This window comes from Nocardia sp. NPDC051833 (assembly GCF_040681225.1).
GTDB lineage: Bacteria > Actinomycetota > Actinomycetes > Mycobacteriales > Mycobacteriaceae > Nocardia.
The window spans coordinates 269001-289462 of record NZ_JBFAYK010000003.1 but is presented as its reverse complement, the minus strand read 5'-3'; the positions used below and the strand labels follow the sequence as shown (position 1 = coordinate 289462).

At 66.6% G+C, this 20462-nt stretch carries 19 protein-coding genes; 7 read left to right on the top strand and 12 right to left on the bottom strand.

What is annotated here, in order from left to right; all coding sequences use genetic code 11:
• Positions 1 to 15: 15 nt before the first annotated feature.
• The 3 genes from AB0L91_RS25985 to hisD all read right to left on the bottom strand — a co-directional run bounded on the left by AB0L91_RS25985 (position 16) and on the right by hisD (position 2724).
• Positions 16 to 846 carry a phytanoyl-CoA dioxygenase family protein gene (locus AB0L91_RS25985; protein ID WP_365014299.1) on the bottom strand — a complete coding sequence of 277 codons (831 nt, stop codon included), beginning with the start codon at positions 844 to 846 and terminating at the stop codon, positions 16 to 18.
• 73 nt (positions 847 to 919) lie between these two features.
• Positions 920 to 1408: a thioesterase family protein gene (locus AB0L91_RS25980; RefSeq protein WP_365014296.1), complete on the bottom strand. Its 489-nt coding sequence runs from the start codon at positions 1406 to 1408 to the stop codon at positions 920 to 922.
• Positions 1405 to 2724, bottom strand: a complete 1320-nt coding sequence (gene hisD, locus AB0L91_RS25975) for a histidinol dehydrogenase (RefSeq protein ID WP_365014293.1) — start codon at positions 2722 to 2724, stop codon at positions 1405 to 1407. The genes AB0L91_RS25980 and hisD overlap by 4 nt, the downstream gene beginning before the upstream one ends.
• Positions 2725 to 2815: 91 nt before the next feature.
• Between hisD and AB0L91_RS25970 the strand changes: the two genes are divergently transcribed.
• On the top strand, positions 2816 to 3814 hold the full coding sequence (locus tag AB0L91_RS25970; protein ID WP_365014291.1) for a LacI family DNA-binding transcriptional regulator: 999 nt from the start codon (positions 2816 to 2818) through the stop codon (positions 3812 to 3814).
• A 21-nt stretch (positions 3815 to 3835) separates the two neighbouring features.
• Here the strand turns inward: AB0L91_RS25970 and AB0L91_RS25965 are convergent, their stop codons facing one another.
• The gene (locus tag AB0L91_RS25965) at positions 3836 to 5002 is read right to left on the bottom strand and encodes an alpha-hydroxy-acid oxidizing protein (RefSeq protein ID WP_365014288.1); all 1167 of its coding nucleotides are present in this window, start codon (positions 5000 to 5002) and stop codon (positions 3836 to 3838) included.
• A gap of 146 nt (positions 5003 to 5148) precedes the next feature.
• Between AB0L91_RS25965 and AB0L91_RS25960 the strand changes: the two genes are divergently transcribed.
• Together AB0L91_RS25960 and AB0L91_RS25955 are read left to right on the top strand one after the other, a co-directional pair.
• Positions 5149 to 5979 (top strand): phytanoyl-CoA dioxygenase family protein, encoded by an 831-nt coding sequence (locus AB0L91_RS25960; RefSeq protein ID WP_365014286.1) that lies wholly within the window; start codon positions 5149 to 5151, stop codon positions 5977 to 5979.
• Between the two features lie 11 nt (positions 5980 to 5990).
• Positions 5991 to 6875 carry an MBL fold metallo-hydrolase gene (locus AB0L91_RS25955; RefSeq protein WP_365014284.1) on the top strand — a complete coding sequence of 295 codons (885 nt, stop codon included), beginning with the start codon at positions 5991 to 5993 and terminating at the stop codon, positions 6873 to 6875.
• 70 nt (positions 6876 to 6945) lie between these two features.
• Here AB0L91_RS25955 and AB0L91_RS25950 read toward each other — a convergent pair whose 3' ends face one another.
• The 8 genes from AB0L91_RS25950 to AB0L91_RS25915 form a co-directional block, all read right to left on the bottom strand.
• Entirely contained in the window at positions 6946 to 8238 is a 1293-nt protein-coding gene (locus AB0L91_RS25950; RefSeq protein WP_365014282.1) for an NAD(P)/FAD-dependent oxidoreductase, read from the bottom strand.
• Positions 8239 to 8329: 91 nt separating this feature from the next.
• A complete protein-coding gene (locus AB0L91_RS25945; protein WP_365014279.1) occupies positions 8330 to 8983 on the bottom strand; it encodes a TetR/AcrR family transcriptional regulator in 654 nt (217 codons plus the stop codon).
• A gap of 166 nt (positions 8984 to 9149) precedes the next feature.
• Positions 9150 to 10277 carry an acyl-CoA dehydrogenase family protein gene (locus tag AB0L91_RS25940; RefSeq protein ID WP_365014276.1) on the bottom strand — a complete coding sequence of 376 codons (1128 nt, stop codon included), beginning with the start codon at positions 10275 to 10277 and terminating at the stop codon, positions 9150 to 9152.
• Between the two features lie 22 nt (positions 10278 to 10299).
• On the bottom strand, positions 10300 to 11472 hold the full coding sequence (locus tag AB0L91_RS25935) for an acyl-CoA dehydrogenase family protein (RefSeq protein WP_365014274.1): 1173 nt from the start codon (positions 11470 to 11472) through the stop codon (positions 10300 to 10302).
• 86 nt (positions 11473 to 11558) lie between these two features.
• Complete coding sequence (locus AB0L91_RS25930; RefSeq protein WP_365015285.1) at positions 11559 to 12737, bottom strand: acyl-CoA dehydrogenase family protein; 1179 nt, start codon at positions 12735 to 12737, stop codon at positions 11559 to 11561.
• A gap of 180 nt (positions 12738 to 12917) precedes the next feature.
• A complete protein-coding gene (locus AB0L91_RS25925; RefSeq protein ID WP_365015283.1) occupies positions 12918 to 13583 on the bottom strand; it encodes an MspA family porin in 666 nt (221 codons plus the stop codon).
• Between the two features lie 64 nt (positions 13584 to 13647).
• Entirely contained in the window at positions 13648 to 14325 is a 678-nt protein-coding gene (locus tag AB0L91_RS25920; RefSeq protein ID WP_365014271.1) for an MspA family porin, read from the bottom strand.
• Positions 14326 to 14687: 362 nt separating this feature from the next.
• Entirely contained in the window at positions 14688 to 15620 is a 933-nt protein-coding gene (locus AB0L91_RS25915; RefSeq protein ID WP_365014269.1) for a capsular polysaccharide synthesis protein, read from the bottom strand.
• A gap of 143 nt (positions 15621 to 15763) precedes the next feature.
• On the opposite strand from AB0L91_RS25915, the gene AB0L91_RS25910 reads away from it, so the two are divergent.
• The 4 genes from AB0L91_RS25910 to AB0L91_RS25895 all read left to right on the top strand — a co-directional run bounded on the left by AB0L91_RS25910 (position 15764) and on the right by AB0L91_RS25895 (position 20439).
• The gene (locus AB0L91_RS25910) at positions 15764 to 16447 is read left to right on the top strand and encodes a DUF1345 domain-containing protein (protein WP_365014266.1); all 684 of its coding nucleotides are present in this window, start codon (positions 15764 to 15766) and stop codon (positions 16445 to 16447) included.
• Between the two features lie 149 nt (positions 16448 to 16596).
• Entirely contained in the window at positions 16597 to 18108 is a 1512-nt protein-coding gene (locus tag AB0L91_RS25905; RefSeq protein ID WP_365014263.1) for an NAD(P)/FAD-dependent oxidoreductase, read from the top strand.
• A complete protein-coding gene (locus tag AB0L91_RS25900; protein ID WP_365014261.1) occupies positions 18101 to 19003 on the top strand; it encodes an alpha/beta hydrolase in 903 nt (300 codons plus the stop codon). Before AB0L91_RS25905 ends, AB0L91_RS25900 begins: the two co-directional genes overlap by 8 nt.
• On the top strand, positions 19000 to 20439 hold the full coding sequence (locus AB0L91_RS25895; protein ID WP_365014258.1) for an APC family permease: 1440 nt from the start codon (positions 19000 to 19002) through the stop codon (positions 20437 to 20439). Before AB0L91_RS25900 ends, AB0L91_RS25895 begins: the two co-directional genes overlap by 4 nt.
• Positions 20440 to 20462 lie beyond the last annotated feature (23 nt).

Here is a 20462-nt window from a genome sequence, read left to right as displayed (position 1 = left end):
CTTCTCCTACGTGGTCTAGACGAGCTGACGGAAAACGGGGGAACGGAACGAGTCGCCGGCGTTCAGCTTCGCCATCTCCTCGGCGAACAGCGGCCCGTTGCGGGCGTAGCGCGGGTTCGACTCGGGCAGTGGACGGAACGTCGCGTCGTCGCCGAAGAACCGCAGGACCAGGGTGTGCCGATCAGGGAAGCTCTCGTCCACCCCGGCGCCGCCGTGCAGGCAGTGCGGATGCAGCGCGACGATGTCGCCGGGCGTGACCTCCCAGGACAGCACGTCGAAGGCGTTGGGGTCCTTGGCCAGTTCGGCATCGATGTGGGGCAACCGGGGCCAGGTCCCGTCGTCGAACACCGGGTCGGTGGGGTCGTCGGGATCACGGAAACTGGCGCCGTCGTACTGGATGCCGAGGTGCGAGCCACGCACGATCTCGAGCGAGTTCTTCTTGGGCACCCGCTGGAACGAGATCCAGGCATTGCCCCAGTGCCTACCCGCCCAGGGCAGCACCGAGGTGTCCTGATGCCAGGGGCCGCGGCCACTCCGGCCGCCCTCCTTCACGAACACCTCTTCGGCGAAGTACCAGACGTGCTCGGAACCCCACAATTCGGCGAACAGTTCACCGAACGGCATCTGGGTCACCATGTCGTCGAGACGGCCCTTGGCCAGCGGGTTCGAGTTGTCGATATGGGTCTGCAACCGGGTTCCGTCCAGCGCGCGGAACACGTACGGTCCCGGGTTCTCGACGTCCCAGGTGAACGCGTCATAGCACTGCGCCAACTGGGATTCGGTGAGGCAGTCCTTGATCAGGACGGCGCCGTCGTTGCGGAACGCCTCCTTCACTGACTGGTCCATGTGTGTGGCCTTTCTACAAATCGGGGTGACCCACGTCACGGTAGCGTGAGTCACCCCCTTTGCACAACGGTTGTTATGTAAATTTCTCCGCACCTGATTCGGCGAGCTGCTCCACCCCGGCCTCGGCCAAGGGGGCGACGAGCGCGCGAACAGCCTCAGGGACCGGCACCGGCCTGCGTGTTTGCGGATCGACATACACGTGGACGAACTCACCGTGCGCGCACAACGTCAGAGCGCCGCCGTCGCCGAACAGAAAGATCGCGGGCCGATAGGTCACGCTGCTACGGCCCACGCGCGCCACCGCGATGCCCACCCGCAGCCGGTCGGGAAAGTGCAGCTCGCGCAGGAATTGACACGAGCTGGACACCACGACACCGAGCGCGGGCAGATCCCGCACGCGCACCCCGTCGAGGTTCTCGATCAGCCAGCCGTTGATCGCGGAATCGAAGTACTCGTAGTAGACCGCGTTGTTCACATGGCCGTAATGGTCGTCGTCGGCCAGCCGCACCCGCAGGTCGTACCACGCGCGCAGGTCGGTTGGATCGGGCTGCGTCCGGGTCATCGCGGATCCCATGCCAGCCCTCGGCCCAGCACCTTGGCGGCGCGCACGTCGCCCGAACGCGCATGCCCTTCGAAGGTTTCGACGCGCGACGCGCGTCCGCACAGTTCGCCGAGTTCGGCGGCGGCCCGCGGGTCGGTGACCTCCTGATAGGTCACCGTCTTCAGGTACTTGCCCACCCACAGTCCACCGGTGTAGCGGGCCGCACCACGGGTCGGCAGGGTGTGATTGGTGCCGATCACCTTGTCGCCGTAAGAAACACAGGTCCCCTCACCGAGGAACAGCGCACCGTAGTTCCGCATCACCGCCAGTGCGACCCGGGGCTCGCGGGTCAGGATCTGCACGTGCTCGCAGGCATAGGTGTCGGCCATCCGGTAGGCGTCCTCGATGCTGCCGTGCACGACGACGACCTCGCCGTGGTCACGCCAGGCAGGCTCGGCGAAATCCCGGGTCGGCATGGTCGGCAGGATCCGCTCGACCAGCCGGACCACCTCGGCCGCGAGCCCGGCGGACGTGGTGATCAGCACCGCGGGCGAGTCGGGCCCGTGCTCGGCCTGGCTCAGCAGGTCCACCGCGACGACGAACGGGTCGGCGAATTCGTCGGCGACCACGAGAACCTCGGTGGGGCCGGCGAACAGGTCGATGCCGACCTCACCGAACAGCTGACGTTTGGCCTCGGCGACGAAGGCATTGCCCGGGCCCGCGAGCATGTCGACCTTGTCGATGGACTCGGTACCGACAGCCATCGCGGCGACAGCCTGCACGCCACCGAGCACAGCGATCTGATCGGCACCTGCCAGGTGCATGGCGGCGATCGTCGCGGCAGGCAGTTCGCCCTTGATCGGCGGCGTGCAGGCAGTGACGTGCTCGACGCCGGCGACCTTGGCGGTGACCACGGTCATGTGGGCCGACGCGACGAGCGGGTATCGCCCGCCGGGCACATAGGCGCCGGCCCGGTCGACCGGCAGCGAGCGCTGACCGAGGAACACACCGGGGCGCACCTCGGCCTCGAAGTCGGACAGCGAATCGCGTTGCCGCTGGGCGAAATCGCGGACATTGGCCTGCACCGTACGGATGTCGTCGAGCACCGTCGTCGGCACACTGTCGACGACGACGCGAATCCGATCGGGACCGAGTTCGAAGCTCTCGGGCGACCAGTTGTCGAACTCGGTCGAGTACCGGCGCACGGCGTCGTCGCCGTTGGCGCGGATGTCGTCGATGACGCCGCGCACGATATCGGCGACATCGCGCTGCTGGGCGACCACTGCGGTAGCGCCCTTCTTCACAACGGTGGTTTCAGGAGGAACAGAGGATGACATGCGGGCGACACTGGCTTGCATACGTATACATGTCAAGATCCGATTAGAGCCTCTATCACTGTAAATTCTTGTGTATACGTATGCTCGTGCCATGGCAGTGACGAGTATCGACGTCGCCAGGCGGGCGGGCGTGTCCCAGGCCACCGTGTCGCGCGCATTGCGCGATCAACGCGGCACCTCCGAAGCGACCCGTCGCCTCGTCCGGGAGGTCGCCCGCGAACTGGGCTACGTGCCGCTGCAATCCGGGCGGTCACTGTCGACGAGCCGATCCCGGCGCATCGGCATCGTGGTCGGCGAACTCACCAACCCGTTCTATGCCGCGCTGGTCGCGCCGATCGTCCACGAACTCGACGCGCGGGGCTATCTCGGCGTCCTGCTGCACGACGGTGACATCCGCGAACCCGACAGCGCTCCGATCTTCGACGGATCCTTCGACGGCATCGTGCTCACCACCACCTCCGACTCGCGTCTGGCCGATGAGATCGAGCGCCGCGGCGTCCCCTACTGCCTGATCAACCGGGAGATCACCGGCCGCCGGACGGCCTCGGCCCATGTCCCCGACAATGTGCGCGGCGCCGAATTGGTCGCCGAACTGCTCACCGGGCTCGGCCATGTCGAGATCGGCGTCATCGCCGGTCCCGCGACCACGAGCACGGGCAGTGAACGGCTGCACGTGTTCCGGGACGCACTGGCCCGGAACGGGATCGCGTTGCATCCCGATGCCGTGGTCGAGGTGCCGTTCGCCATCGACGACGGGTGCGACGCCGCGCGGACCGTCCTCGCCGCGCGGCCTGGCCTCACCGCCCTGTTCTGCGCCAACGACGTACTGGCCATCGGCGCGCTCGAGGCCGCCGCCCAGCTGGGGCGCCGGGTGCCCGAGCAGCTCACCGTCGTCGGCTTCGACGACATCCCGTTGGCCCGGTTGCGCGCCTTCGACCTCACCACCGTCGCGGTCGACCTCACCGCCCTCGCGCGCCGGGCGACGGCACATCTGCTCGATCGCGTGGAGGATCCGCAGGTCGAACCCCAGCGTGCGGTGCACGAGGTGCGGTTGGTCCGGCGCGGTACGCACGCCGCGCCGCCCAGCTGACCACGTCACGGCACGTCCGGCTCATACGACGCGACGGATCGCGTCCAGCGTCAGATCCGCGATCGTCGGGTAGCCGTCGACCGCCATCAGCAGGTCGGCCTCGGCCAGCACGGAGCGCAGGTGGTGAACGAGCCCGTCCTCGCCGCCCGCGGCCGCGGCGTAGACGTAGGAGCGGCCGAGGCCGACCGCCGTGGCACCCAGCGCCAAGGCCTTGACGACGTCGGTTCCGTTGCGCACCCCGGAGTCGAACAGCACCGGCAGCCCTCGGGCCGCCGCGACGACCTCGGGCAGCGCGTCGAGGGCGGGCAGTCCCCCATCGGCTTGGCGCCCACCATGATTCGAGCAGTAGATACCGTCGGCGCCGGCATCGATCGCGCGCCGCACGTCGTCGCTGCGGCACACGCCCTTGACCACGATCGGCAGACTGGTCGATTCGCGCATCCAGGTGAGGTCGTCCCAGCTCACCGACTTGCCGAATATCCGTGACCAGAGATGAATGGCGCCTGCCGGGTCGCTCTCCGGAGCACGGCCGAGCATGGCGCGGAAGCGTTCGTCGGAGAAGTAGTTCGCGAGACACCAGCCGCGTAGTTGCGGGAAGTTGGCGGTGTTCAGGTCGCGTGGGCGCCAGCCGGTCACCCAGGTGTCGAGGGTGACGACGATGGCCTTGTAGCCCGCTCGTTCCGCCCGCTGGAGGAGGCTGATCGCCAGCTCGCGGTCGGTGGGGGTGTAGAGCTGAAACAGTCCCGGTGTCCGCCGATGGACAGCCCCGGTGACTTCGAGCGGATCCATGGCCAATGTCGACTGAATCGCCGGGACGCCGGTGCGCTCGGATGCCCTGGCCGCGACCAGATCACCGTGGAAGTCACCGGTGCAGATACCCATCACCCCGACCGGCGCGAGGAACACCGGACTGGGCAGGGCCATACCGAACAGCTCGACCGACAGGTCCCGCTCGTACTCGCCGATACCCATTCGGGGCACGATCCCCCACTTCCGGAACGCGGCCACGTTCGCGCGCTGGGTGTGCTCGTCCCCACAGCCACCTGCGACATACGACCAGATCCAGCTCGGCAGCACTGCGGCCGCCGTCCGTTCGAGGGAGTCGAAGTCCACGGGATAGCGCGGAAGCCGACCCCGCAGCCCGTCGCCGTAGATCTCGTTCTGGAAGTCACCGAACCTGCGCGTCATCGCACCGACACTAGCCACGCGACAGTATTTACACAACGATTGTTATGTCAATGCGAGACGCGCGCGATTATTTTACGTAACGTCTGTTGTGCAAATATTGAACCGCGGATACGCTGACCGAATCGCCGAGATGTCGAGGAGTAACGATGGACGACCTGATCAAGCAGACCTTCCGCGAAGACGGCGCGGTCCTGCTGAAGAACTGCCTCGACGAGGCTCAGCTCGCGCAGTGCTACGACGAGTTCCGGTGGGGCATCGACAATCTGAGCCCGACCGGGAAACAGGTCTTCGACGGCGACAAGCTGACCTACCACGTCGACAACGCCAACCCACTCGCCAAGCAGCGCCTCGACGAGCTGGCCGCCGCGCTGCCGCTGGGCCGGATCTTCGCCGAACTCTGGGGCTCGGAGAAAGTATGGTACTTCGCCGAGGAGACCTTCCTGCGCGCCAACGGCCTGCCCGGTCGCGGGCCATGGCACCAGGACAACTCGTACCTACCCTGGACCGGGGAGCACTGGGGTAATGCCTGGATCAGCTTCCAGTCACTGCCGCAGCGGAACTCGCTCGAGGTCATCCGGGGCTCGCACCGCGGAATCCAGTACGACGGTAGCAGTTTCGCCGATCCGGACGACCCGACCGAACCACTGCACGGTGACGGCACCTGGCCCCGGCTGCCCGATATCGACCGCGACCTCGCCGCCGACCCGGACGCCTACGACGTGGTCTCCGCCGCCATCGAACCCGGCGACGTCTTCGCCCTGCACCCCGGTTCGCTGCACGGCGGGGCACCGGTGGACGCCGCTTGCCCCACCCGGCATACCCTGGTCCTGCGCTTCTTCGGCGACGACGCGACCTTCCGGCCCCTGCCCGAGGCGAATGAGCGCTTCGCCCGAAACGGCACCCTGTTCACCGAGGAGATGGCGAAGCTGAACCCCGGCGAGCCGTTCCGCTCCCCCATCTTCCGCCGAGTCGTCTGAGGAACAGCACAGTGGTTACCCCCCAGATCTTCGGCCGCGTCACGGTACTGACCGCCGACAACGGCGGCGTGATGCCGTACGGCAATACCGTGGTGGTCCGTGGCAGCACGCGCACACTCGTCATCGACCCATCCCTGGCACTCGAGCCCGGTACCGTCGCGGCGGACCTGGTCTTCCTGAGCCACGGACACGAGGACCACATCGCCGGGCTGCGCCACTTCGACGTGCCCACCTTCGCCCACCACCTCGATGCGCCCGCGGTGTCGTCGCTGGAGTCGCTGGTCGACCAATTCGGGCTACCGGCGGACGCGCGCGCCGAGGCCATCCGGGGACTGAGCGACGACTTCGGCCTCCCGCCGCGGCGCGAAGGCGTGATCGGCGTTACCGACGGGCATGTGTTCGAACTGGGTGATGTCACCGCCACGGTTGTCCACCTGCCGGGGCACACTCCCGGCCACTGCGGCGTCCTCGTCGAGCCGGACAGCTTCTTCTTCGTCGGCGACATCGATCTCACCTCGTTCGGCCCCATGTACGGCGACGTGCACAGCAGTGCCGACGACTTCCTCGCCTCCATCGACCGAGTGGCCGCTATCGATGCCCACTGGTACGGCACCTTCCACCAGAAGGGCGTGATCGAGGGCGCCGACGCGTTCCGTGAGCGCCTCGGGGCCTTCCGCGCCAAACTGTACGAGCGCGAACGCAATGTGCTGGAGTTCCTCGAGGAACCGCGCACGCTGGCGGAGATCGTGGCCCGGCGGTTCGTCTACCGCCCGCACGTCTCGGCCCCCTACGTCGACACCATCGAACGGCGCGTGGCCGAACAGCATCTGGCTCGACTGATCGACGCCGGAGACGTCGTGGAGTCGTCGGACGGCACCTTCGCGCGTACGCTGTAATCCACCCGAAACAGTGAATCCCCCCGGGAAACTCCCGGGGGGATTCACTGTTTTCCGGATCCTCGTGCGGTCAGGAATCACCGCGCAGAGCGTGGACGACCTCGCGCGCCGCCCGCGCGCCGGTCTCGATCGCACCATCGATCCCACCGACCCCTACGGACGCGAAATCGCCACTGGCGAAATGGATCCGACCGTGCGGGCGCCGCAGCAACGGCACGGAACCGGTGAGGTGGCCCGGGCGGTGATGCACCCAGGTCCCCTGCGAGTACGGATCGCCGACCCAGTCGTGGGAGGCAACCTCGAGCACTTCGAGATCCGGGACGAACAGGCGCAGCGCGCGCTGCACAGCCGCCCGGTCGGTGGGATCGATCGCGGCCGCGTCGCTGCAGAAACACACGACCAGAGTGTCTCCCTCGTAGCGATATTCGGTCCGGGCCGAGTTGATCGGATGCTTACCGGCGGGCGCGTTGGCCGAGAAGGCCGGAACCTCACCCTTCACCCGCGCCCAGATCTTGGCGGTGCGCATCGGATGCTTCTGTTCGATCATGTCCGCGGCGGGCGGCGGTGGGGTGACGGCGACATCACCGAGGGTATTGAGCGGAATCGCCAGCACCACGTGCCGCACTCGAATCCGTTCACCCGCCGCGGTGGTCACGGTGACACCGGCCCCGTCGTCGTCCACCGCGGCGACCGGCACGGACAGACGCAGCTCGGCGCTGGATTCTTCGTTGATCGCCGTGAGCAGCCGCTTGGTCCCACCATCGATCGGGAACCCACCGGCGCCCTCCATGAAGGTCTCCCAGCTACCTCCGTTGATCGAGGTCCAGAACAGGAACTGCGCCATCCCCTGCTCCGACTCCGAATGCACCAGTGTGGCCATCACATCGGAGAGCACATCGCGTTCGAAGGCCGACAGGCCCATCGAGTCGAGCCGATCGGCGAGAGATTCCTTTTCGATGGCGGTGGTGTCGGCGGCGGTGATATCGCCCGGCAGCGGGAACCATTCGCGCGCATCCGCCAGCCAGCGGGTCGCCAGCGGCTTACTGATGGCGTTGTATTCGGCGGGCGTCCCGGTATGGACCGCGTCGTCGGCGAGCCAATGGCACCGGCCGATCGCCAATCGCCTCGTCAGACCGATGTCGTAGCGCTTCAGCTCGTGCCAGACATGGGCCTGTGACCAATGCGCGTACGTTCCGCCGAATTCCACCGGCCTGCCGAAGGCCTCGCCGACAAACGTGCGGCCACCGATTCGGTCACGCGCTTCCAGGTGGATCACCGAGTGCCCGGCGAGACTCAGGTCCCGGGCGGCGGTCACCCCGGCGAAACCCGCGCCGATCACCGCGACGTCGTAGGAAAAGGTCACGAGTATCTCCTTTGCGAAGGACAGCAGATGCCTTCAACCTATCGAGATCCTCGAGTTTTCACAACAGGTGTTATGTAAATAGTGCGGTGTACTAGCGCGGGGAGATCAGCGTGAGAGTGGCATCGATCAGGGCACTCGCCTGCGCACTGGTGAAGCGATCCGGCTCGATCGGATACAGCAGCGCCCACCCGTCACCCATCGCACTGAGCTGGTCGGACAGGACGTCCGGGGGAATATCGTCGCGCACCAGACCGCGGGCCTGCGCGGTCGCCAGCACCGCGGCGTAGTCGGCGCGGAATTTCGCGTAGCGGCCGGCGATCAGCTCGGCGATCCGGGGTTCGGAACGCGCCGAGGTCAGCAGTTCCGGCATCAACGGCCAGAATTTCGCTCCCCGACCCAGCTGGAACCACTGGGCCAGCAACTCCCGGACATCGGTGGTGTCGCGGATAGCCTCGAGCATCGCGTCGTAGCGGTCGAATCGACCCGTCACCAACGCCAGGACCATGTCCTCTTTGTTGGCGAAGTAGTAGGTGACCGCACCGGTGGTGTAGCCGGCGTGCTCGGCCACCCGCCGCATCGTCGCCTTGGCGTAGCCCTCGGCCGCGATCACCGTGGCCGCGGCCTCGAGCAGCTTCGCGCGCTTGGACGCGTGATCGCCCGGGGGCCGCCCGCGCTGCGCGGTCGCCACCGCCCCCTCACCAGCTGGATCGGGCTGCGACTCGCTCGACTTCTGCTTCCGTGCCACGCCCCAAGTTTCGCACAGCCGTTTCACACAACAGCCGCTAGGCGAAACCATGGCGTTTCAGGTCGGGGCCGTTCGATGATCCCGACAGTTCGCCGAAGATGGCGAGTTGGGCGGTGCGCTGCGTCGGGCCGACGCAGCGCACCGCCCACCGACGACACCCTGCCTCCTACAGCTCCACCCGGGTGTAATCGGCGACCTGGCCGCTGAGCAGCCGGAGATGATCGTCGGCGGCACCGAAGAGCTGGTCGATCACGGTGAGCCGAGCGAAGTAGTGGCCGACCGGATATTCGGCGGTCATGCCGATACCGCCGTGCAGCTGGATGGACTCCTGCCCGATGTGCTTGGCGGAGCGGCCGATCTGCAGCTTGGCTCGGGACGCCACGATCGGGTCCACGCGCCCCTCGGCCAGACAGGCCGTCGCGTACAGCACCATACTGCGTGCCTCCTCGAGCGCGACGTACATGTCGGCGGCGCGCTGAGTGAGCGTCTGGAACTTCGACAACGTCACCCCGAACTGCTTGCGCGTCTTCAGATACTCGGTGGTGAGCCGCAGCGACTCCTCCAGTGCACCGAGCGCCTCCGCGCACAACGCGGCCTGCGCCCGCACGATGCCCCGCTCGACGGCGGGCGTGGCATCGGTGGTGTCGCCGAGCAATTCCGCCGGCGCGCCGTCGAACTCGATCTCGGCGGCACGCCCACCATCATGAGTCCGATAGGCCCGCCTGGTCACCCCGGCGGCCTGGGCGTCGACGAGGAAAAGGCCGGTGCCGCCGTCGGGCAGGGCGGCGCTCACCACGATTCGGTCCGCGCAGTCGCCCCGAAGCACCGGGTTCTTGCGCCCGCTGACAGTCCAGTCGCCGTCGCTTCCGGTGGCACGGGTGGTGACCTCGGCCGACGGCCAGCGAATGCCGGGTTCGGTGTGCGCGAAAGCCAGCAGCAACGCACCCTCGGCGACCTGCGAGAGCACCTGCTTGCGCTGCACCGCGGTCCCCACCTCGGCGATCAAGCCACCTGGCAGCACCACACAGTCCAAGATCGGTTCCGGGGCGAGCCTGCGGCCGAGTTCGACCATGACAGCCATGGTTTCGACCGGACCCCCTCCCATCCCGCCGTCGGCTTCGGTGAAGGTGAGCCCGAGCAGGCCGACATCGGCCAGCGTGGTCCACACCTCCCGGCTCCAGCCGAGATCGGAGCCGACCACCTCGGCCCGCCGTTCCGGATCGTAGCTGCGTGCGAGCAGCTCCCGAGTGGTGTCACGTAGCAGCTGCTGCTCGTCGTCGAGAGTGAAATCCATGGGATCGACTCACAATCTGTGTTCAGAGACCGAGGATCGTCGAGGCGATGATGCTGCGCTGCACCTCATTGGATCCTCCGTAGATGGACGTCTTGCGATAGTTCAGGTAGGTGGAGGTGCTGCGTTGCGCCCACTGCGGGCTCGCGATCCGCGCACCCGCCTCGAAGGGCAGCGAGTCGAGTCCGGCGACATCCACCAGGAGCTCCGTCGCCGCCTGCTGCAGCTCGGTGCCACGCAGCTTCAGGACCGACGACGCCGGATTCGGCTTGCCGTCGGCGGCGCCCGACACCACCCGCAGCAGCGTCAATTCCAGTGCAAGTAGCTGGTTTTCGAGTTCGGCCAGGCGTGCGGCGAACAGCGGATCCGAGAGCAGCGTGCCCCCGGCCGTTTTCGTCTGCGCGGCGCGCTCCTTGGCCAGCGCCAGGGCGACCTTGGTCCGTCCGACCGCGGTGATACCGGTGCGCTCGTTCCCGAGCAGGAACTTGGCGTAGGTCCAGCCCTGGTTCTCCTCGCCGACGAGCTGGTCCGCGGGTACCCGCACGTTGTCGAAGAACACCTCGTTGACCTCGAAGCCACCATCGATCAGCTCGATCGGCCGGACGGTGATGCCAGGCGTGCTCAACTCGATCAGCAGGAACGAGATACCCGCCTGCTTCTTCGCGTTCGGATCGGTGCGAACCAGGCAGAAGATCCAATCCGCGTACTGCCCCAGCGTCGTCCAGGTCTTCTGGCCGTTGACGACGTAGCTGTCACCGTCGCGCACCGCGGTGGTGCGCAGCGAGGCGAGGTCCGATCCGGCCTCCGGCTCGGAAAAGCCCTGGCACCACCAGATGTCGAGATTCGCCGTCGGCGGCAGAAAGCGCTGTTTGAGTTCCTGGGAGCCGAAGGTGGCGATCACCGGGCCGACCATGCTCGCGTTGAAGGTCAACGGCTCCGGCACCGAAGCCAGCTGCAGCTCGTCGTGCCAGAGGTGGCGTTGCGTCGCCGACCACTGCTGCCCACCCCATTCCACCGGCCAGTTCGGTACGGCCAGCCCGTGCGCGTTGAGCGTCTGCTGGGATGTCACGATCTCGGCCTTGGTCAGTTCCTCGCCCTGACGCACCTTCTCACGAATCTTCGCCGGAATCTCTGTGCGGAAGAATTCCCGCAGCCTGTCGCGAAATGCGGTTTCCTCGGCTGTCAATGCCAATTTCATCGTGCGCACCGGCTTCCCTCACCGACGCACGGCGAAGCGATCGTGAACTGTGTCATGGTTACCTCCAGATTCTTACGAGCGGCCGATCAGCGGAAGGCCCCGATACCGGTCAGTGCCTTACCGATGGAAAGCTGGTGCATCTCGCTGGTTCCCTCGTAGGTCAGCACCGATTCCAGATTGTTCGCGTGCCGAAGGGGCGAGTATTCGAGCGTTACCCCGCTGGCACCGAGGATCGTCCGGCATTCCCGGGCGATACCGAGAGCCTCGCGGACATTGTTGAGTTTGCCGAGGCTGATCTGTTCGGGCCGCAGCTGCCCGGCGTCTTTGAGCCGACCCAAACGTAGGGCGAGCAGCATGCCTTTGCCCAATTCGAGGGCCATATCGGCCAGCTTGGCCTGGGTGATCTGGTAGCTCGCCAGCGAGCGGTCGAACACCTCGCGCGTGCGCGCGTACTCGATCGCGGTGTCCAGACTGTCGCGGGCGGCACCGAGCGCACCGAACACGATGCCGAATCGGGCCTCGTTCAGACACGACAGCGGAGCGCTCAGCGAATTCGCAAGGGGCAGTGCGGCCGATGCGGGCAGACGTACCTCGTCGAGGACCAGCTCCGAGGTGATCGAGGCCCGCAACGACAGCTTCCGCGAGATGTCGCGGGTCTGGAATCCGGGAGTACCGCGCGGAACGAGGAATCCCCGGATGCCTTCGTCGGTCTGTGCCCACACCGTGGCGATGTCGGCCAGCCCGCCATTGGTGATCCACATTTTCGTGCCGGTGAGGATCCAATCGGTTCCGTCGCGCCGGGCCCGGGTCCGCATGCCCGCCGGGTTGGAGCCGAAATCGGGTTCGGTGAGACCGAAACAACCGATCGCCTCACCCGCGGCCAACCGCGGCAACCACTCGTTCTTCTGCTCTTCCGAGCCGTATCGATGGATCGAGAACATCGACAGCGAGCCCTGCACGGAGACGAAACTGCGGAATCCGCTGTCGGCTGCCTCGAGTTCCAGACAGGCCAGCCCGTAGCTCACCGCGTTCGTGCCCGCGCAACCATAGCCGTCCAGGTGCATGCCGAGGACCCCGAGGCGCCCGAATTCTCGGGCGATATCGCGCGGCAGAGTGGCCGACTCGAAGTACTCGCCGATGTTCGGCAGCAGCTGCTCGCGGGCGAATTCCCGCACGGTCGCCTGGATGTCGCGCTCGTCGTCGTCCAGCATCTCTCCGATACCGAACAGCCCGAGTGGCGTGCTGCGCGGAGCCACGGTTGTCATATCGAATCTCCTAGTTACTAAGCGCTTGTTCACCACATGGTGCAACAGCTGACCGGTGGCCGTCAAGCGAGGTCAGCGGTGCGGCGATGGGGTCGACGAATTGCCTTGGCCTGGCACGGAAACGCCGATAGCCGGTCGCGCGAAAATCCGCGCGACCGGCTGATTCCGGGATCCGGCCGGTCAGCCCAGACTGAAAGGCTGACCCCACAACGTCACCCAGCTGGTGACACTGTCAGTGACGACCTCGACACTGACAAACGCCCGAGCCTGGGCGTAACCGCCACACCCGGTCAGGCCGATCGTCTGATCGGCCCAGGCCACCGAACCATTACCACCGGTCACCACGTTGTAGACCTTGTGCGACTCGCTACCGAAATCGTCCGCCTTCTCCCGATCGAGAATGTAGAACGACTTCGCCTGGCCGGGCCCGAGCGACAGCTCGCCACTGGTGGCGCCCCCCACGCTCGCGTTGCCCTCCCAGTCCGAGGCGCCTTCCACACCGCCGCCGACACCACCACCGGCGATATTGACCTGGCAACCCACCGTGTAGCCGGGAACGATCAGCGCGTAGGAACCCGCACTCGCGCCGGCGATCTCGACCTGCGCGGTACCCGACACCCACGCGTTGCGATGCACCGGGGTCGACCCGAGCGACGGATTGATATTGACGGATTCACCGACGAGCCGGACCGTGACCACGGTGCCGTCGGAGAGAGTCTTGACCATCTCCCCTCCCGGCAGCGGCACGAACGTGTCGGCGTCGGCAGGGGTGCAGGCGAGAAGGCCGATCGCCACAGCGGCGACGACGCCGAAGCTGTTACGCGCGAGATTCTTTCGGTTGAACATAGGACGCACCTTCGAATTCGGGTTCACAGAAGCAAAGCGAGGCAGGGAATAGGAGATGCGCCGTTCAGCCGATGCTGAACGGCGCACCGTAGAGAGTGGTCTTGGAGTAGTGCTCACCGATGATTTCCACCACCGTGTAGGCGCGCGCCTGGGCGTAGCCCGCGCAGCCCTGGATCTCGATCTCGGCGTCCTGGTATTCCACCGAGTAGCGACCCGGTGCCAGAATGTCCTTGTAGTCGATCTGGACGAATTTCACCTCGCCGGGACCGAGATTCACACCGATGGATCCACCCGCGCTCACCCCGCCCGTGGAGATGCCACCGGAGACCCCGGCGCCGATCGCGTCGTCGGCGATGCTGACCTGACAGCCGACGATGTAGCCCGTATTCAGTTGCGACGCACCGTGTGTGGACGAATTGTTGCTCCCCGGCAGGCCCGCCGGACCATTGGTCGGGCCGACTTCCCCCTCCGGGGTCACCTCGACATCGGCAACCGCGTTACCCGACACCCACACCACCCGGCCCACACCATTGGCGGCCATCGACGGCGAAACGATCGCGTGCTCGCCGGTACGGGTCAGGGTGACACCGGGGCCGGCTTTCGACCCATTCGGCAGCGCAACGAACACATCCGCGCCCGCCGAAGCCGGAATCAGTACACCGACGGATACCACGACAGCCCCGAAAAGCCCAGCGACAGTGACACAGCGACCGGATCGAATCCGGGTCCGACGAGAAATCATGATGGTCAAATCTCCTTAAAGCTGCTGGGCCGCCGGCCATGTCGGACATGGCTGCCGGAAATTCGGGAATGCCACCCGAAACGACACGGAGAAGCCGTCGCGGTATCACGCGACTTGCCGAAGCGATGGGCGCTCTACACCGCTTCGTCGGTCACCCGCCGCTGTCGCGCGCTGGAGTGGCGTGCATCACTGTAGTGAGGTCTACGGGTTCACACAACAGTTGTTGCGAAAATTATTTCGGCAGGGTCACCGCAGGCGCCCGACAGAGGCGCTCGGCTACGCTCCGTCCCAGGTCGACGGCCCGGGCGGGCACGGATTCCAGGCGATCGTCGCTGTCATGCGCACCCGGAGTCGGTCATCGATCACGAGTCCAGGAGATGCTCGAGTACCGAGCCGGGCGGGACCGTGTCGTACTTGTAGCTCAGCTTCTGCAGCGGCGCGGCCGCGAGAATCGCGTGCACGGTGTCCGGGTTCCAGGGCTGCATCATCTCGAGCTGCAGCAGATGCGCCGCCGTCGACGACAGCCGCGGCGTGCCGTCCCACTGGCCCCGGACTTCCGGGACGAGGGCGCGCAAGACCTCGAAGACCCGGTGATAGAGAAAATAGTCGGGCAGGTCGTCGTAGGCGTCCCACCACGCCTGCAACGCACGATATTGCAGCGCGATCAGGGCAGTGCCGGCATGGGAGGCGATGAACCAGTTGGCGATCTGGCGCTTGGTCCAGCTGGGAAAGACGGTGCCGGACCGGAGATAGCGGTGCAGCTGCGCGTCGAGGTTACCGCCGAGCCACACCGTGGCGTCGAACCAGATGCCACCGTGCTCGGCGAGCAGACGGGTGCGCAGGTAGTCGGAGAAGTGCGCGGGCCGCGACTGTTCCACGACCGTGGCGATCCGTTCGGGAATCTCGACGAGCTCGCGAGCCGAGGTCCCGTCCAGCACTCGCAGGTGCGGATAGAACCGCCGGATCTGCGCAATACACGCCCGCACCAACGGTGGCGCGGTGTCGATCGGCTGGTTCCAATACGTGAAGACGCGATCAGACGGTACCGGCGTCCTGGCATACGGCCTGGCGAAACCGGCCTGCCAGCGCGCCATGATCGGTGGTGTGGCGGGCAGGCCCGCCGCGACCCGCAGCCGGGGCAGTTGCGGCTCGAGCAATTCCAGCACGCGCCGGTAAGTAGCGTAGGCGGCCTCGAGATCGAGCGTCTGATCGAATTTCGCCGAACGCTCCAATTGAGTCCGCAGTCCGGACGCCACCCGGTCGAGGTTGCGCTGCTGCCGACGGAGTGTGGACATGTGTCGAGGGTAATGCCGGGCTGCGGCACAATGCCCCATTGACGAATCGCCGGTAGCAGTTCGGTGGGCGAGTGTCGCGACACGGAGGGCGAACGGGCGGCGATAGGCTCCGAGCACCGGTCGACTGGTCCCGATTCGGGGCGGTGACCCCAGAATGGGAGGGCGAAGCCCCGGATCGACCCGTGCTCAGTAGGAGGTTCTCGAAAGTGCTGAGTGCGAGGGTGATCGCCATCCGGGTAGTCGAAGCGGGACTGGTAGCGGTCGGCGTAGCGGCACTGGTGGTGGCCGAACCACGCAATTGGTTGATCGCCTGGGGTTTCATCGCCGCCGTCTACATCGGCGCTTGGCTGGTGCAACTCCTGCGGAGGCAGTACGCCGAAGACCCCGACGAGTGGCTGGACGAGATCCCGGACAGCTGGACCGCACTGCTGCTGACCGGAGTGACGAGCGCCGTCGGATTGGCTGCCGTCTTGTCGAGCGCGGTCGGCACCGACGACGAGACCCACCTGGTGTCGACAGAAGCGATCTCGGTGGCAGTGGCGCTCCTGGCCTGGTTTCTCCTGCACCTCGGGTTCGCCGAACAGTACGCCCGTACCTACCATCGGCACCTCCCGGAACAATCCCTGTCGTTTCCCGAGACGCCACGGCCGAACCTGCTCGACTTCGCCTACTTCTCACTGACGATCGGCGTCTCGTTCGCGGTCTCCGATGTGACCACCCAAACCCGCCGAGTTCGCTCCCAGGTGCTTCTTCATTCGGTGATCGGGTTCTTCTACAACGTCGCGGTCATCGGCGTCGCCGTCGATGTGGTGACAACCGGGGCATGACCCGCACCGCGCCACCCGGTCACGAGGAGAGGGTGCACTCTGCACCCCGACGCCGATCAAGAGGGCGCACTGTGTGGTAGATCACTCCCGTGTCGGTCGGGCATCGTCGGTGTATTCCCTCGTTCCACTCGCCACCGGAAGGCCGCACGATGAACTCACCGACGTCCCAGCCCGAAGATTTCGACGTCGTCGTCGTCGGCGCCGGAATCTCCGGCATCGGCGCCGCCCGCTACATCACCGAGGCATTTCCCGGTAAGCGCGTCGTCGTCCTCGAGGGACGCGACAACATCGGCGGCACGTGGGATCTGTTCAAGTACCCGGGCATTCGCTCCGATTCCGACCTGCACACCTTCGGCTACGAGTTCAAGCCATGGAAGGACCGAGCCGCCATCGCCGAAGCCCCGAAGATTCTCGACTACCTCCAGGAGACCGTCGACGAGTTCGACCTCGGCAGGCTGATCCGACCGGGGCACAGCGTGCGGAAGGCCTCGTGGTCCAGTGTCGACGCACGCTGGACGATCGACGTCAGCACGCCCGACGGCGACACACAGTTCACGACGAACTGGATCTTCGCCGGCACCGGGTACTACCGCTACGACGAGGGTTACACCCCCCACTTCGAGGGGCGCGAGGACTTCGACGGCGACATCATCCACCCGCAGCACTGGCCCGAGAACTACGACTACGCGGGCAAGAAGGTCGTGGTGATCGGCAGCGGCGCGACGGCCATCACCCTGATCCCGTCGATGCTCAACCACACCGGCGCCGCCACGCACGTCACCATGCTGCAGCGCACGCCGACCTACATCGTCCCGTGGCCCAAGGTGGACAAGCTCGCACTGCGGCTCACTCGCTGGTTCGGGGAGCAGCGCGGATACGCGATGACGCGATTCAACAACATCTGGATCGATCGGAGCGTAGTCAAGTCGCTGCGCACATTCCCCCGTCTCGGTCGCGCGGTCATCCGCCGTATCAACAAGAAATCGTTGCCGACGGGGTACGACGTGGACACGCATTTCAACCCGCCGTACAACCCCTGGGACCAGCGTGTGTGTCTGTCGCCCGACGGCGACTTCTTCGACGCTCTGAGCAGTAACCGCGCGTCCATCGTGACCGACCGCATCGCTCGGTTCACCGAAACAGGGATCGCGCTCGAGTCCGGCAAGCACCTCGACGCAGACGTGATCGTCACGGCGACCGGCCTCAACGTGCGCATGCTCGGCGGCATCGACATCGACATCGACGGCGTCCCGACGGATCTGTCGCAGTCCGTCGTGTACCGGGGAACGCTGCTGTCGGGAATCCCCAATCTTGCCCTCGCGATCGGTTACACCACGTCGTCGTGGACCTTGAAGATCGGCATCCTGTGTCGCTACTTCACGAAGCTCGTGCAGCACATGGACGCCTTCGGCTACGACAGCGTGATCGTCGAATCCGACCCCGACATGGAGACCAGGCCCATCCTGGACCTCAGCTCCGGCTACGCCAAGCGGGCCTCCGCAACCCTGCCCAAGCAGGGCACCGGGATGTGGCAGATGCAGATGTCCTACCCGGCAGACGCCAAACTCCTGCGCGGGCCGCTGCTCGACGACGCCCTGCGATTCGGTTCGACCAAGGACGACACTGTGACCGGCACCGCGAAGGGGGCGGTCCGTGTCTAGCTTGCCCGAAGACCGGTTCGTCTCCCTGCCCGGCGGCACGCGACTGTGTTACCGGCTCGACGGCGCCCCGGACGCACCACCCGTGCTCCTCATCTCAGGGCTCGCGGAGGACCTGACAACCTGGTCGGACCGATTCTTGTCCGCACTCACCGCGACCGGCTTCGGCGTCATCCGGATGGACAACCGCGACTGCGGACGCTCCACGTATTCCCCGTCCCCGCCGCCGAACACGCTGCGCCAGCTACTCGCCCTGCCCCGCCACGACGCCTACACCCTCGCCGACATGGCCGACGACGCCGCGCAGCTGATCGAGCATCTCGGCGTCGGCCCGGTGCACCTCGTCGGCAGGTCCATGGGCGGCATGATCGCCCAGGTGGTGGCCGCCAGGTACCCGCACCTGGTCAGGACGCTCACCTCCCTGTATTCGACCACGGGGAGCAAGAAGGTCGGCCAGCCGACGCTGTTGAGCCTGGCCTTGGTCGCCGGCAGCCCGCCCCCGCGTGATCGAGTGGGCGCGGTCCGGGGGCACCTGCGGATCACCGCGCACATCGCCGGAACCGCGTACCCCATCGACGAAGTCGAAGAGGCCGCGCACGCCGGCACGACCTGGGACCGCACCGCTGGTGACGGTGCAGCTGGGACCGCGCGGCAGATCCAGGCCATCCAGGCCTCGGGCGACCGGACCGCCGAGCTCGCCCGGATCGAGGCTCCGACACTTGTCATCAACGGCGATCGGGACCCGCTCGTCGCACCGTCCGGAGGTACTGCCACCGCAGCGGCGATCGCCGGCGCACGACACATCGTCATCCCGGGTATGGGCCACCACTTGCCAGACGCACTCGCACTCCGGATCGCCGACCTCGTCGTCGGCCACATCGAACAGGTGCCGGCATGACCGAACAGGCTCCAGGCACGACCGCGGGAGCCGGCGGCCCGACCGCGGCGCCCGGTCTACAACGGGAACTGGGCGTCTCCCATATCGTCTTCATGGTGGTCGCGATGGCCGCGCCGTTGACGGTGTTCGCCGGGCTGATCCCGCTCATGCTGGGAACGGGCAACGGCATCGGAACGCCCGGCGACTTCGTATTCGTCGGTCTCGTGCTCGTGCTCTTCACGGTCGGGTACTCCGCGATGACTCCCCAGGTCCGCGACGTCGGCGCCTTCTACTCCTACGTGCAACGCGGCTTGGGCACGACGGTCGGTCTCGGCGCCGCGGCGCTGGCGCTGGTGACCTACTCCGTTCTCCTGGTCTCCGTTACCGGATATTTCGGCGCCGCCGCGGTGACCGTGATCGAGACCTTCTCCAGCGTCTCCGTTCCGTGGTGGATGCTCGCTGCCGCCGGGCTCGCGGCTGTCGGCTACCTGGGATATCTCGATGTCGAGGTCAGTGCTCGCGTTCTCGGCGTACTGCTCGTCGCGGAGATCGCGATCGTCGCCGTCATCGACCTCGCCATCGTGGTGCGCGGTGGGGCCGACGGACTCTCGGCGGAGCCGCTGTCCTGGGCCGCCTTCACCAGCGGCACCCCCGCCACCGGCATCATGTTCGCCGTCTTCGGCTTCGTCGGTTTCGAGGCGACCGCGGTTTTCCGGTCAGAGGCCAAGAACCCCGATCGCACCGTCCCGAGGGCGACCTACATCGCGGTCACCATCATCGCGGCCATCTATGCCTTGTCGTCCTGGGCCATGATCATGGGCGCCGGTGTCGACCGCGCCGGCGGTCTCGCCGCCGAGGATCCCCAGGGACTCGCCGCGGGGCTCGCAACACGGTACGTCTCGCAGGTCGCCCACGACGCCGTGCAAGTCCTGCTGGTGACGAGCTTCTTCGCCTGCTTGCTCACCGCCCACAACGTCGTCGCACGCTATCTGTTCGACCTGGGCCGCCAGCGGGCTCTCCCGATCCGGCTCGGGGCCGTGCATCCTGCGTACCGATCACCCCACGTCGCTTCACTCCTGACCTCGGCCGTGATCAGCGCGCTGGTCGCGATCACCGCGATCGTCGGGCTCGACCCCGTTACCCAGATCTACGCCTGGTTCGGGGGCACCGGAACGCTGGGGCTCATCGCCCTGCTGACACTGACCTCCGCCGCGATCGTCGTCCATTTCCGCCGGGACAGCTCGGCGAACGCATGGCGTGGCACCATCGCACCCGCCCTCGCCTTCGCGGCGCTCGGCTTCATACTCGTGCTCGTCATCGGCAACTTCGAGCTCCTCATCGGCTCTCGCGCCTTGGCGAACGTCTTTCTGGCCGTGCTGGCCACGGCGTTCCTCGGTGGCCTCGCCTGGGCGACAGCGCTACACCGACAGCAGCCGCGCTACGACTCGCTCACCTGACCTCCTGGGCGGCCGCCCCGACT

Excerpts from the sequence above, each read along its gene's own strand:
- AB0L91_RS25985 (WP_365014299.1), bottom strand. The coding sequence starts at position 846 with ATGGACCAGTCAGTGAAGGAGGCGTTCCGCAACGACGGCGCCGTCCTG.
- AB0L91_RS25980 (WP_365014296.1), bottom strand. The coding sequence starts at position 1,408 with ATGACCCGGACGCAGCCCGATCCAACCGACCTGCGCGCGTGGTACGAC.
- hisD (WP_365014293.1), bottom strand. The coding sequence starts at position 2,724 with ATGTCATCCTCTGTTCCTCCTGAAACCACCGTTGTGAAGAAGGGCGCT.
- AB0L91_RS25970 (WP_365014291.1), top strand. The coding sequence starts at position 2,816 with ATGGCAGTGACGAGTATCGACGTCGCCAGGCGGGCGGGCGTGTCCCAG.
- AB0L91_RS25965 (WP_365014288.1), bottom strand. The coding sequence starts at position 5,002 with ATGACGCGCAGGTTCGGTGACTTCCAGAACGAGATCTACGGCGACGGG.
- AB0L91_RS25960 (WP_365014286.1), top strand. The coding sequence starts at position 5,149 with ATGGACGACCTGATCAAGCAGACCTTCCGCGAAGACGGCGCGGTCCTG.
- AB0L91_RS25940 (WP_365014276.1), bottom strand. The coding sequence starts at position 10,277 with ATGGATTTCACTCTCGACGACGAGCAGCAGCTGCTACGTGACACCACT.
- AB0L91_RS25935 (WP_365014274.1), bottom strand. The coding sequence starts at position 11,472 with ATGAAATTGGCATTGACAGCCGAGGAAACCGCATTTCGCGACAGGCTG.
- AB0L91_RS25930 (WP_365015285.1), bottom strand. The coding sequence starts at position 12,737 with ATGACAACCGTGGCTCCGCGCAGCACGCCACTCGGGCTGTTCGGTATC.
- AB0L91_RS25925 (WP_365015283.1), bottom strand. The coding sequence starts at position 13,583 with ATGTTCAACCGAAAGAATCTCGCGCGTAACAGCTTCGGCGTCGTCGCC.
- AB0L91_RS25920 (WP_365014271.1), bottom strand. The coding sequence starts at position 14,325 with ATGATTTCTCGTCGGACCCGGATTCGATCCGGTCGCTGTGTCACTGTC.
- AB0L91_RS25915 (WP_365014269.1), bottom strand. The coding sequence starts at position 15,620 with ATGTCCACACTCCGTCGGCAGCAGCGCAACCTCGACCGGGTGGCGTCC.
- AB0L91_RS25905 (WP_365014263.1), top strand. The coding sequence starts at position 16,597 with ATGAACTCACCGACGTCCCAGCCCGAAGATTTCGACGTCGTCGTCGTC.
- AB0L91_RS25895 (WP_365014258.1), top strand. The coding sequence starts at position 19,000 with ATGACCGAACAGGCTCCAGGCACGACCGCGGGAGCCGGCGGCCCGACC.